This window comes from Bacillus sp. FSL K6-0138 (assembly GCF_037982765.1).
GTDB classification, from domain to species: Bacteria; Bacillota; Bacilli; order Bacillales; family Bacillaceae; genus Bacillus; species Bacillus glycinifermentans.
Window position 1 is genome coordinate 989,614 of the sequence record NZ_CP150286.1, and the last position, 12,892, is coordinate 1,002,505.

11 protein-coding genes are annotated in these 12,892 nt (G+C 48.9%); 7 read left to right on the top strand and 4 right to left on the bottom strand.

All coding sequences use genetic code 11. From position 1 onward, the window contains the following. Nucleotides 1-2: 2 nt before the first annotated feature. Together MHB78_RS05465 and MHB78_RS05470 are read left to right on the top strand one after the other, a co-directional pair. The gene (locus MHB78_RS05465; protein ID WP_099047074.1) at nucleotides 3-902 is read left to right on the top strand and encodes a carbohydrate ABC transporter permease; all 900 of its coding nucleotides are present in this window, start codon (nucleotides 3-5) and stop codon (nucleotides 900-902) included. Between the two features lie 13 nt (nucleotides 903-915). Next, on the top strand, nucleotides 916-1,746 hold the full coding sequence (locus MHB78_RS05470) for a PfkB family carbohydrate kinase (protein WP_046130181.1): 831 nt from the start codon (nucleotides 916-918) through the stop codon (nucleotides 1,744-1,746). On the opposite strand, the gene MHB78_RS05475 is transcribed toward MHB78_RS05470, so the two are convergent. Beyond that, a complete protein-coding gene (locus tag MHB78_RS05475; RefSeq protein ID WP_046130180.1) occupies nucleotides 1,737-2,465 on the bottom strand; it encodes a GntR family transcriptional regulator in 729 nt (242 codons plus the stop codon). The two genes, MHB78_RS05470 and MHB78_RS05475, sit on opposite strands and share 10 nt — an antisense overlap. Before the next feature lie 110 nt (nucleotides 2,466-2,575). Here MHB78_RS05475 and ugpC point away from each other — a divergent pair, with 110 nt between their 5' ends. Continuing rightward, on the top strand, nucleotides 2,576-3,667 hold the full coding sequence (ugpC, locus tag MHB78_RS05480; RefSeq protein WP_046130179.1) for a sn-glycerol-3-phosphate ABC transporter ATP-binding protein UgpC: 1,092 nt from the start codon (nucleotides 2,576-2,578) through the stop codon (nucleotides 3,665-3,667). 48 nt (nucleotides 3,668-3,715) lie between these two features. Here the strand turns inward: ugpC and MHB78_RS05485 are convergent, their stop codons facing one another. Together MHB78_RS05485 and MHB78_RS05490 are read right to left on the bottom strand one after the other, a co-directional pair. Beyond that, the gene (locus MHB78_RS05485) at nucleotides 3,716-4,531 is read right to left on the bottom strand and encodes an endonuclease (RefSeq protein WP_046130178.1); all 816 of its coding nucleotides are present in this window, start codon (nucleotides 4,529-4,531) and stop codon (nucleotides 3,716-3,718) included. A gap of 103 nt (nucleotides 4,532-4,634) precedes the next feature. After that, nucleotides 4,635-4,835 carry a hypothetical protein gene (locus MHB78_RS05490; protein ID WP_052948506.1) on the bottom strand — a complete coding sequence of 67 codons (201 nt, stop codon included), beginning with the start codon at nucleotides 4,833-4,835 and terminating at the stop codon, nucleotides 4,635-4,637. A gap of 231 nt (nucleotides 4,836-5,066) precedes the next feature. Here MHB78_RS05490 and MHB78_RS05495 point away from each other — a divergent pair, with 231 nt between their 5' ends. The 3 genes from MHB78_RS05495 (at nucleotide 5,067) to MHB78_RS05505 (ending at nucleotide 9,759) form a co-directional block, all read left to right on the top strand. Next, nucleotides 5,067-6,467 carry a Na+/H+ antiporter NhaC family protein gene (locus MHB78_RS05495; protein WP_046130177.1) on the top strand — a complete coding sequence of 467 codons (1,401 nt, stop codon included), beginning with the start codon at nucleotides 5,067-5,069 and terminating at the stop codon, nucleotides 6,465-6,467. Nucleotides 6,468-7,155: 688 nt separating this feature from the next. Beyond that, a complete protein-coding gene (locus MHB78_RS05500; RefSeq protein WP_046130175.1) occupies nucleotides 7,156-8,352 on the top strand; it encodes a tetracycline resistance MFS efflux pump in 1,197 nt (398 codons plus the stop codon). Nucleotides 8,353-8,419: 67 nt separating this feature from the next. After that, a protein-coding gene (locus MHB78_RS05505; RefSeq protein WP_099047072.1) for an IS3 family transposase occupies nucleotides 8,420-9,759 on the top strand; the annotation gives its coding sequence in 2 pieces (ribosomal slippage) (nucleotides 8,420-8,891 and nucleotides 8,891-9,759; 1,341 coding nt in all). A 123-nt stretch (nucleotides 9,760-9,882) separates the two neighbouring features. Here MHB78_RS05505 and MHB78_RS05510 read toward each other — a convergent pair. Further along, entirely contained in the window at nucleotides 9,883-11,451 is a 1,569-nt protein-coding gene (locus MHB78_RS05510) for a PucR family transcriptional regulator (RefSeq protein WP_046131656.1), read from the bottom strand. 178 nt (nucleotides 11,452-11,629) lie between these two features. Here MHB78_RS05510 and allC point away from each other — a divergent pair, with 178 nt between their 5' ends. Further along, nucleotides 11,630-12,880 carry an allantoate deiminase gene (gene allC / locus MHB78_RS05515; RefSeq protein WP_046131655.1) on the top strand — a complete coding sequence of 417 codons (1,251 nt, stop codon included), beginning with the start codon at nucleotides 11,630-11,632 and terminating at the stop codon, nucleotides 12,878-12,880. Nucleotides 12,881-12,892 lie beyond the last annotated feature (12 nt).

Here is a 12,892-nt window from a genome sequence, read left to right on the forward strand (position 1 = left end):
AAATCATGCTGTCAGAAAAAACGGAGGCGTTTGTTCCTGAAGCTGCGCCGAACAGGGGCGTGAAGACCGGAAGCCGGAGGAAAAAGCGGCATGCCGGAGTGCCCGCGGTATACTTATATTTGCTGCTGTATACGGCAGCCGTCAGCTATCCGTTATTGTGGATGGTGATGAGCTCGCTGAAAAGCTCTGATGATATTTTTGAGCACAGCTGGTCCCTTCCGAAAGAATGGCATTTTGAAAATTATGCGGCCGCCTGGAATCAGGGGATATCGGCTTATTTTATGAACAGCGTCATCGTGACGTTTTTGACATGCGTGATCACCGTATTTGTCAGCGCATGGGCCGCCTACGGTCTCGCGAGGTTTGAATTTAAAGGAAAAACAGCGGTTTTTATTCTTTGTCTCGGCGGGCTGATGCTGACGCCCCAGATCAGCATCGTTCCCCTTTATTCGATCATTCAATCGCTCGGGCTCTACAATACGTATTGGGCGCTGATATTGCCGTATGCGGCGTACCGGATTCCGTTTACGGTCATTTTGATTCGTTCGTATTTTTTGTCGATCCCGAAAGAACTTGAAGAAGCGGCTTATATTGACGGCTGCACAAGCTTCGGCGTATTTTTAAAAATTTTCTTGCCGATGGGTCTGCCGATCATGCTGACATCGGGTATTTTGACGGCTTATCATACATGGAACGAATTTATGTTTGCGATTATTTTTATTGATGATGAGAACTTTAAGACGATCCCTGCCGGACTCATGCAATTCAGGGATGCTCTTTCGACGGATTGGGGCGTGCTGCTCGCCGGGCTGACGATTTCAGCTGCACCGATCGTCATTCTGTTTTTGTTCATGCAAAAGTATTTCGTCCGCGGCATTGCCGGCGGAAGCGTAAAAGGCTAAGGGAGGAATGGATGTGCAGTTGCTTGCGATTGGTGACAATGTCGTCGATTATTACGAAGATCAGGATATGTTCTATCCCGGAGGAAATGCGCTAAATGTCGCCGTTCTTTCAAAACGGGCGGGGGCCCGTGCTTCATATATCGGCATCCTTGGCAATGATGAAACGGGAGATCATGTATTACAGGTTTTGAAGCAGGAGGGAATCAACATCAGCAGAATCCGGCGCGCACACGGACAAAACGGAATGGCCGTCGTCAAGCTGAACGAACACGGCGACAGGGTGTTCGTCCGTTCAAACAAAGGCGGCATCCAGTCTGAGCTCGGTCTGATATTGACCGCAGAAGACGCCGCTTTCATCGCGCGCCACGATGTCGTGCACACGAGCGTGTACAGCCGGATCGAGCACGCGCTTCCCGAACTTTACCGGCTTGCTGCCGTTTCATTCGATTTTTCGACAACGCATGACAGGGAGTACATGAAACGGGTTTGCCCTCATTTGACATATGCTTTCTTCTCGGGGAGCGGTTTGACAAAGGAGGAATGCCTTCTCCTGCTTGAAGACGCAAGCCGGTTTGGCGCTGAGACGGTATGCGTGACAAGGGGAGAAGAGGGCGCTGTTTTGCGCCGGGGAGGAGATATCGCCGAACAGCCTGTCGTTCCGGTGCAGGCGATTGACACGCTCGGGGCGGGGGATTCCTTTATCGCAGGTTTTTTGACGGCTTATATGAACGGGAGCAGCCTGGAAAAGGCTCTTGGCAGAGCAGCCGAAGCCGCGGCAGACACATGTCTGACATACGGGGCTTTCGGCTGCGGACGCCCTTTTTCATTGAAGGATCATGCCTGAGAGCTGTTGATCGTGAATGTGACGCGGTTCGTATGCATCAGAAACAACGAGCAATAAATGGGGTCGTCTTCTGCGCCGTAGGCGACTTTATCAATTTCAAACAGCGCATCCCCGATGTCGCATGCCAAATGCTTGCTGTCTTCCGCTTTGGCAAAGACGACGTTTAACAGCTTTGTATTGTAAGCAGGGCTTACTTGATATTCGGTTTTTAAGATGTGGTGCATGGACACGGAATCGCTGATGAAACGGTCGATATCGGGAAACCGGCTGAGCGGATAGTGCGTGATATCAAATGTGAACGGCATGTCATCGTTGAACAAAATCCGCTTCAGCTCGAGCACAGGACTTTCCGGCGGTAATTGAAGCCTTTTCGCAATGTGCCGGGGGGCTGCTTTTTTCTCAGCGGAAATGACTTTATGCCTCGGAGTTTTCCCGGTTGACATCATATATTCGGAATAGCCGTTTACGGCAACCAGCTCCCGTTTCATTTTCGGGCTTTTTACGAAAGTCCCTTTTCCTTGCTGCCGTGTTAGATAGCCTTCTTCGACAAGATCGGAAATCGCTTTTCTGACGGTAATGCGGCTGACATTATAGATTTCGCAAAGTTCATTTTCAGCGGGCAGCTTTTCCGACGGCGAATAGATGCCCCGCTTGATATCGTCTGATATGATTTGTTTGAGCTGAACATACAGAGGTTTGGAACTATCGTTATTTAACAAAATGAACGTCCTCCTTCACGTATTCACCAATATTATAATGTATTATTACGTTATAATACAATTCGCTGATGACAGAGACGTAAAAATTGCTGCAAAAGGAGAGGGTATACATGGCTTCACTAACGTTTTGCCACGTCCATAAGAAATGCGGGCCAGAGCATTACGCTTTAAAAGATTTTCATTTAGAAGTAAAGGATAAAGAATTTCTCGTCATCGTCGGTCCCTCCGGATGCGGAAAATCGACGGCGCTCAGAATGACGGCCGGATTGGAAAAGCTGACAGAAGGAGAGCTTTACCTCGGGGATGAGCTGATGAATGACGTGCACCCGAAAGACCGCGATATTGCGATGGTCTTTCAAAATTATGCCCTGTATCCGCACATGACCGTGTTTGACAATATGGCGTTCGGCCTGAAGCTGAGGAAGTTTTCAAAAAAGCAAATCGAAAAGCGCGTTAATGAGGCTGCTGAGATCCTGGAGATCGGCCATTTGCTAAAAAGGAAGCCGAAAGCCTTATCAGGCGGCCAGAGACAACGGGTTGCGCTCGGCAGGTCGATCGTCCGCGAGCCCCAGGTATTTTTAATGGATGAGCCCCTGTCCAATTTGGATGCCAAACTGAGAACGGCAATGAGAACGGAAATCAGCAAGCTCCATCAGCGGCTTGAAACAACGGTCATCTATGTTACCCATGATCAGACAGAAGCGATGACGATGGGCGACCGGATTGTCGTGATGTACAACGGGGAAATCCAGCAGGTGGCAACTCCGCACGACATTTATCACCATCCGGCCAATCAGTTTGTCGCAGGCTTTATCGGCTCGCCCGGCATCAATTTTCTAAAGGGAGTCATCGAGGAGCAGAATGGTGAGTTGTTTTTCGCCAATTCGGAAATTCGTCTTCGTATCCCGAAAGAAAAAAGCGGTCGGTTAAAAAGAAAAGGCTACATCCGGAAGGAAGCGGTTCTCGGTATCCGGCCTGAACATATAAAAGAAGGGCAACCGGACGGGACAGGCTTTCAAGCGAAGGTCGAGTTAAGCGAAAATATGGGGCCTGAACAATTTCTGCACGCCGCAATCGGAGAAGCGCAGTTCGTTGCAAGGCTTGACGGAGAAAGAAGCCTTGCCCCCGGAGAGGTGATCTGTCTGTCCGTCAGCATGGAGCATGCCGTCTTTTTTGATCCCGAAACAGAGGCGTCCATCTAAAAAAGGCGCCGGAAAAGCGCCTTCGTTTGTTCCGCAAAGCATGCTGCTTTACGCCCCTGGCCCCCAGATTGCTTCGGCCCACTCCGGGTGGTCAATGAACGGATTGCGGTTATGCTGGTAGCGCTCATAGATGATATCGTTTCTTCTCCTTTCCAGGTTATCAACAGGGTCTTCTTTATGCCATTTCAGCAGGACGGCCATTTTGCCGTGGTACGGATTAGAGCCGTTGTTCGTCCTGTCGTTCATTTCAAGGTTGGGATATCCGTCATCGCCTTCATAGCGGACGTCCATATAAAAAATCATTCTGGCGACATCGCCTTTCACGCGGCTGTTCGGTTCCCATGAATCCCCGTCATAATAATTTCCGGGGGCATCGCGATACTCCGCGCCGCCTTCGTCAAAGTCAAGGTTCCCCCGCGCTGAATTCACTTGTACGTCGCTCGGCCTGATATGGTGCAGGTCTGTTCCGGGACCTTTAGATGTTCCAAATTCGCCGTGCGATTTAGCCCAGACGTGCTCCCGGTTCCAATCCCCCGTACTTCCCCCGCTTTCGTTTTTGGAGCGGGAATCCCCGGAATACAATAAAAGAACGTTGTTTGGGTTGGCCGGATCTTCATCGGTCGTTTTCAGCGCGTCCCATACTTGGCTGTACGTAAGCTGTGTATGATCGTCGATTGCATCGTGAAGCGCCTGTTTCAACGCCTTCCCGGTTTTTCCTTCCGCATCCTCGTAATAATCTTGCGGAGCGGAGGAGCTGTAAGACAATGGTTTCAGCGGAAGCAGGGAAAAAGCCTTCGCCTGTCCGGCAGGCATGCAAAGGAATGACAGCATCAGCATAAACGGCAGCACAGACATTCTGATCATCGAGCGATAACCTCCTTTTCGTTTCTTTTATTATCCAAACATATCATGAATAGGAAATGTCATTTTGTTTACGTTTTTCTTACTGTCTTGTAAATGACGCTCTTCAACTGTTAAGAACGTCCAAACACGCTTTCTCTTGAAGCTGGCGCTCTGCTGTCAGGGCGCCTTTTTCGGTCGGCGGGCAGTGTTCGAACAAATAGTAGCGAAGCGCGTAATTCAAGATGACCTGCTTTCTTTCGTATTGTGCGTCTGCCGACTGCTTCGCTTCCTCATAGGTAAAATCCACGGCGACCCTTTTTCCCATCGCCCACTTCTTTCATCCATTACCGCAATGTGTAGCCGCTCTTTTTTGTTTTTTCTTATGACTTTACACGAAAACAGAGGCTATGTTGAGAGAAAATCTTACGAGATGACTGGCCTTTTTAGATATGTTAACCGATAATCTGCGAAAATTCGGAGGATTTTTCAATGCTATTACGATTGGAAAACATTTAATATGTTAAAAAAGTTAACATGAAAGGGAGATGATCAAACCATGGGAGTGCCGGCTTATCAAACTAAGGAATTGAAAAAGAAGCGTAAAAAAGAATTTCCCCACATTTATGTCATCCTTGCCGCAATGATTATGCTCATGGCTCTTGCGACATACATCATACCATCGGGTGAATACGAAAGGATCAAAACCTCTGACGGCAGGGAAATGGTCGACCCGAATTCCTATCAGTGGATTGATCAGTCTCCGGTCGATTTGCTGACGCTTGTGTCTTCTGTGCCGAAAGGGATGACGGAGGCGGCTCCGATTATCTTTTTTACATTTACGGCGGGCGGGGTCTTTGCCGTTTTGCGGAAAGCGGCCGTCATTGAGCTCGGCGTCCGCCTGTTGGGAAATATGTTCAGGAGCAGGCCGGTTTTCATTATTCCGGCGTTAATGTTCGTTTTCTCCGGCATTGCCTGTTTCATCGGCACCCCTGAATTGTCGATCGTCTATGTTCCCGTCATCCTGCCGTTAATGCTGGCTTTCGGCTATGACCGGATGACGGCTGCCGCCATCGCGCTGTGCGGGACGATTGCCGGTTTTACGAGCGCATTGACCAATCCTTTCACAGTGGGCATCTCGCAAACGATCACAGGCGTTCCTCTGTATTCGGGGATGGGATATCGGACGGTCATTTTCTTTGTGATCACGGCGCTGGGCGTCATATATGTGCTCAAGTATGCGGAAGCCGTAAGAGCCGATCCGGAAAAAAGCTTGACGGAGAAAGAAGCGCCCGAACCGGCTCCCGCTTTTGAGGGAGGAACACGGATCAAATGTGCCGGGATTGCAGCTCTCGTGTTGTTTGCTGGATTGATCGGGTGTGTCATTGCCTTCAGGTGGGACATGACGGCGATGGCCGGCTATTTTCTCGCGCTCGGGATCGTCCCCGCAGTGATCGCCGGCTTGAATTCAAGGGAGATCGCCGAGTCTTTAAACGAAGGGTTTAAAGAAGTGATGGTCGGTGCGATGGTCTGCGGAATCGCAAGAGCTGTCGCTGTCGTGATGACGGAAGGACAGATCATGGATACGATTGTGTACGCCTTATCGCATGCCGTCTCACAATTCCCTTCATATTTGACGGTCACTGCGATGCTCTTTACACAGATGCTGTTTAACTTTTTTGTTCCGAGCGGAAGCGGCCAGGCATTGATCATGATGCCGATCATGGCTCCATTGGCTGACATCGTCGGGATTACGAGACAGACGGCGATCCTTGCCTTCCAATTCGGAGACGGTTTTTCAAACATCATATTTCCGACGTCAGGCTATTTTATGGCAACGCTTGCGATCAGCCGGATATCCTGGAACAAATGGCTGCGATTCGTCATGCCGCTCTTTTGCCTTTGGATGGCGGCCGCCGTCGTGTTCTTGCTGATCGCCCATGCCGCCCGCTGGTCGTAGTTTAAAAGACTGGCGTTAGGCGCCAGTCCTCCTCTAAAATCCATGATATTTTGCAAAACGGCAAGCTCGCGTGATAAGCCGGCTGTTGGCTCTGATAAAGGTCTGCTTTCTTTAAGCAGGTGAAGCGGAATTGGACGTTTTGCACAGGAATTTGAAGTTCATTTTTTTACATATGCAGTTTTGCAAAGTGGAAGCGGCTGAAATCCGCGTTTCAATGCTCCGTGTCCTGAGGAAAGCTCCGCTAAAATCCGAATCGCGGAGGCAGCCGGCGGGGAACCGTTCCTCGAGACGGATTTTTCTACCCTCTTGATTGAAATGTCCCCGATGATTCCAGACATATCCCTGATCGGGTCAATTCGTTATCGGTTAGTTTCAGACTTGTGCATCCCCTCTTTATATAGTCTTCATAAGTTTCTTCCAGATCGTGCACCAGCTCCCTGACGCCTTTCAATGCTGATAAGAAGCAAGTCTCCCGATATAGCAGATCAGTCATTTCTTCCTGTTCTCAACACCTGCGCATTTTATTCCTAATGACAAACCTATTGCGCTTTCGTAAAGAAAAAATATACAAAATAAATAAAATATGAAAAAACTAGACTTTAAATCCACCGCTGGATATACTGATTGAGTAGCAGTTTGACCTTGAAGAAAAAGTCCTGTTTTCGGACGAAAAGGAAGGGGTATGCGCATGAAAAATATGGCCAGATTATATATCCTTATGCTGAACGTATTTATCGTCATGCTCGGCATCGGGCTGATCATTCCGCTCATGCCTACATTTATAGAAAAATTCGGCGCCTCGGGAGGGACGCTTGGCCTGTTAATCGCGGCCTCCGGTATTACGCAACTGCTGTTTTCGCCTGTTGCAGGGGAAATGACGGATAAATACGGCAGGCGGAAAATGATCATACTCGGCATCGGAGCGTTTGCCGTTTCACAGCTCATTTTCGCCTGGGCCGGCCAGATGTGGCTCCTGTTTGTTTCGCGCCTTTTGGGCGGAGCGGGGGCGGCCTTTTTGGTTCCGGCGATGTTTGCCTATATCGCGGACATCACCTCAGAAAAGGACCGCAGCAAAGGGATGGGGCTGATCAGTGCGGCGATGTCACTCGGATTTGTCATCGGCCCCGGAGCAGGCGGCTATTTGGTGGCGTACGGGCTCGCTTTTCCGTTTTACGTGTCAGCCGGTTTAGCCTGCGTTGCAACAGTACTGTCGCTTTTCGTGCTTCCGGAAACGCTCAGCGAAGAAAAGATGCTTGAAAAGCGGCGGTCCGGCGAACGGCGCGAACCCCTGCTGAAGCAAATGACGCGGGCGCTGAAATCGCCGTATGCGTTTCTGCTCATTTTGGTGTTCGTTTTGAACTTCGGCATCATGAATTTTGAAGCGGTCTTCAGTTTGTATGTCGATCACAAGCACGGGTTTACACCGGGAGACATCGCGTTTGTCATCACGGCGGCAAGCTTGATCGGCGTGTTTGTCCAAGCCGTTGCCCTTGGAATGCTCACGAACCGCTTCGGCGAAAAGCGTCTGATGAACATCACATTGATCGGCTCGGCTGCAGCGCTCGTCGTTTGCTCGCTGGCCGGATCGTATTGGCTTGTGTTCGGCGCGACGATCGTCTTCTTTATGCTGACATCCATCCTTCGCCCGGCGATCAATACCCTCATTTCGAAAATGGCCGGAGATGAGCAGGGCTTTGCGGCAGGAATGAACAATGCGTTCATGAGCCTTGCCAACATTGTCGGACCTGCGGTTGCGGGGCTGCTGTTCGACGTGAACATCGAAATTCCATACGTGTTTGGCGCGGCCGTCCTTGTCTTGAGTTTTTTGGCGGCGGTCAGCTGGGGACGGAAAAAGCAAACCAGAGCAATCCCGAAAAAAGTATAAAGCAGCCGGCAAATGAACTGCACCCCAATTGTTAGACACCATCTAACAATCGGAGGTGCAGTTTTTTATGGCTAAATTTACAGCTGAGGAAAAAATACAAGCGGTCAAAAGGTATCTTGCGGGTAGGGAAGGGCATAAAACAATCGCCAGAGAGATCGGTGTTTCGTCAGGTGTGTTTCAGGTATGGATTCGCAAATACCATTACCATGGAGAAAGTGCGTTTCAAAAACTCTATACAACCTATTCTGTAGAAGATAAACTGAAGGTACTTCACTATATGATCGAAAATGGGACGTCGATCCGTGAAACAGCCGCCATCTTCAATATTCAAGCACCTTCTACGGTGGCTCAATGGCAGAAACTGTTCGAAACCGGAGGAATCGATGCCCTAAAACCGATGAAAAAGGGGCGGCCGTCAATGACAAAGAAAAATCAAAAAAGAACGAAGAAACAAACACCGCAAGAAGGATCAGTGGAAGCCATGCAGGCTGAAATTGAACGTCTGCGAATGGAGAATGCCTACTTAAAAAAGTTGAATACCTTAGTTCAAAACAAGGAAAAATTACAAAATTTGAACTAAGGACTGAATTTCCGGTAAAAGCCCTGCTTAAACTGGCTGGAATTCCACGCAGTACGTATTATTACTGGGTCAAAACCTTCGGTCTTCCAGACAAAGATGCCAAATTAAAAACACTGATTCAATCGATTTATCATGAACATAAAGGCCGTTACGGGTACCGCCGGATACGCGACGAGCTTAAAAACCGGGGATATCAAATGAATCATAAAAAAATATATCGCCTCATGAAGGAACTGGGGTTGAAATGTCTCGTACGGATGAAAAAATACCGTTCGTATAAAGGAGAAACCGGCACGGTGGCACCAAACAGGCTAGAGCGGAATTTCAAGGCGGAAAAGCCGAAGATGAAATGGGTAACAGATATCACGGAATTTAAATTATTTGGGGAGAAGCTCTATTTATCGCCAATGCTTGATTTATTTAATGGCGAAATCATTGCTTATACAATTGGATCCAGGCCAACGTATTCATTGGTATCCGAGATGTTGGAAAAATCATTTGAACAGCTGACAGATAAAGAAAATCTGTTGATTCACTCCGATCAGGGCTGGCACTATCAAATGAAACAGTATCGCCACGCCCTAAAGGAACGAAATATTATTCAAAGTATGTCTCGTAAGGGAAACTGTTACGATAACGCGGTCATTGAAAGTTTCTTTGGTATTTTAAAATCAGAGTTTATCCATTTCAACGAATTTCAAAGCATCGAGCATTTTAAACAAGAGCTCGTAACATATATCGATTACTATAATCACAAACGGATCAAGGCAAAATTAAAAGGCATGAGCCCAGTACAATACCGGATTCATGCCAGTCATGTTACTTGAGAAAATAAGCTGTCTAACTTTTGGGGGTCACTTCAAAATGCCGGCGTTTTTTTATGGCCGCATGTTGATTGAAATGATGTGCTGGCGTTTTCTCCATTTTTCCGAGCAAGCCGCAGCATTTTCTTACATGTTAAGCAGCATTTGAATTCTGAGAGCCAGCCGTAAGCGCAGCGTGGTGTCGGCATCCTTCAGGTTCTTTCCAAGGAGCTCCTCGCATTTTTCAAGCCTGTAAATGACCGTATTTCTATGGACATACAGACGTTTTGCCGTCTCAGAAATTTGGCAGTGCGTTTCTAAATAGACGGATAATGTATGAATTAGCCCTTGATCATCGCGGGGCAGATGTGCCAAGTTTTGCAGCGTATATGTGCAAAACTTTTTTAAATCGTCGACCGGAATCATCCTCAGCAGCTCTGACACATCCTTCATATGGTATGTTTGAATGAATTCTGTGCCGCCGGAAAGGTGACCGGAGTGCAGGGCGTCGAGCGCTTCTTTGCAGATATCGGGGACATCGGCAAGCTGATGGCAGAGATTGCTGATGCCAAAGGAAATCGTTCGCCGGAAGTGCTTTGCGGCATTTTGCTGAAACCGCCGTAAAAACGCGTAAACCGCCGCGTTCATTTCCGCCCAGCTGTCCGTTCCCTCGGCGAGGAGGAAGCACGTGTTTCCTTTGATAAACAGGTGCGGAGGAAACGGAAAACGACCGAGCTCTTCTTCCAAAAACTCGAACACGCCGTCAGATTCCAGCTGGTTCTCCGTGAAGCTGACCGCTTTTTCGTTGCGGTCCAATTTGCCGGCAATGCATAAATACTTTTGGTCCCACTTCAGCGCGAATTCTTTGGCGCGGTTTTTAATCTCGGCCGGCGAAGAAAAGGCTCCGTCCAAAAAATTGCTGAAAAACTCATTGCGCGCTCTTCTCGTATACTGCTTGAGCGCGTTTTCTTTCATCAGTTCAAAACCGATCACATTGGCTGCTTGTTCAATCGTTAACAGCAGGCCTTTGTCAGTGGCTGGAATCATCCCGCACACGACGAGAAAGCCGCATTTTTTTTCATGGGTATAGATCGGGAATACGGAATATGTTTTCTGTTTGGAAAGGGTTGAAAAGCACGTGAAAGCCGTTTTGCTGCCTCTGTGAAAAATGCCTTCATGAAGCGGCGGCCCTTCGGATCGATCCGCTCCTTGCGGGGATATCGGCTTGAGGTGCTGATTTAAAAGGAGAACGGGCATACCCAATATAAGTGACACATTTTTCACCAGCGACTGAATGCTTCTCCCGCTCATGATATGATCTGTGAATTGTTTTTGGGCATTTATCGCCTGTTTCAGCGTATGGTTGACAATGTCGCCGAGGCGGACGCTTTCGTTCAATTCGATTATCGGAAACGACTGCCGATCGGCAATGGCAATCACCTCTTCGGGAATTTCCCTCAAAAAGCGCTTCGTTTTAATGCCGAGTCCCGCGCAGCCTCGCTTGATCATCTTCTCGATCAATTCTTTTAATAAATGCGGACGGTCCTTTACATGATAAGCGGTCGTGACAAGCAGCTCGTCCGGATGAAGAAAATCAGCGATGTCCGGCGCATCCATCATATTGATGTGCTGAATGGTCCTGAAGCCTCCGGATTCCCCTGCGGCAAGCCTTGCACCTTTAAACACGGGGAGCTGCATGATGTCAAAAATGTTCATTTGATCTTTCAGCCTCCTTCGTAAAGAAACGTGACGACATTTTAGTTAAGATCAACAAAAAACGAATGAAATTGTGACAATTATGCCGATGTTTATTGTTTATATTATCAGTAAACTGGGATTTATATATAAAGTTGTAAAGAAATATAACAAGAAAATAGAAGGGAAGTTTCTTTACATGACTATGAATGCCCGCATAACCGGCAGCACAGCAAGCGAAATTGAAGAAATGATCACCTGGCTCGCTTCATTTGGCGACAGCGGGGAAGGGGGAGTGACAAGGCTTCTCTATACCAGGCCCTGGCTGGATGCCCAGCACGCTTTAAAAGAAAAGATGGAGGGCTGGGGAATGGATGCTTATTTTGACGACTCAGGGAATCTGTTTGGAAGAATAGAAGGAACAGAGACTCAACAAAAGGCGATATTGACCGGTTCGCATATCGATACGGTCACAAACGGCGGAAGGCTCGACGGGGCATATGGAATTCTGGCGGGCCTTCTTGCCGCAAAACGGCTCCGTGAAGCTTACGGAGCGCCGAAAAGGCCGATCGAAGTCGTTTCCCTGTGCGAAGAAGAAGGTAGCCGTTTTCCCCTTACATTTTGGGGGTCGGGAAATCTGACGGGCCTGTTCGACTGTACAAAGGCTCCCGCTGTCTGCGACCGCGACGGAATCTCGATCGAACAGGCGATGAAGCAGTGCGGCTTTGGGGAAGGGAGGTACAAGAAGCCGTTCAGAAATGATGCGGCATGCTTTATCGAGCTCCACATTGAACAAGGCGGCATCCTGGAGGCGAGCGGCCGGCAGATCGGAATCGTCACCGACATCGTCGGGCAGCGGCGCTATACTGTCACCGTCAAAGGCGAAAGCAACCATGCAGGGACGACGCCGATGAATACAAGGAAGGATGCGGTCGCGATATCGTCTCTTTGCATTTCATACTTGACGAAAAAAGCAAGAGCTGCCGATCCGCTTCTAACGGCCACGGTCGGACGGCTTGAAGCAAAGCCGAATGTCCCGAACGTCATTTCGGGTGAAGCCGTTTTTTCTCTTGATCTTCGGCATCACAGCGAAGCGGTGCTGGATCGATTCGGCGAAGATATTTTCAGATATTTCACAGAGCTCTCCGAAGTGTCGGGCGTTCAGATCAGCGCGGTGCAGACGACGGATGCAAAACCTGTGAAAATGGATCGGGAATTGACGCGCCTCTCCAAGCGGGCGGCTGAGAAAACAAACGTATCCTATCGGGAAATGGTCAGCGGAGCGGGGCACGACGCCCAAATCTTCGGGACGCATTGTCCGACGACGCTGCTGTTCGTTCCGAGCCGGAACGGGATCAGCCATTCGCCAGAGGAATGGACGAATCCGGATGACCTCAATTCGGGGATCAGGCTGCTCGCCAATCTGCTATATACTTTGGCTTATGAATGAGAGGAGAAAAGG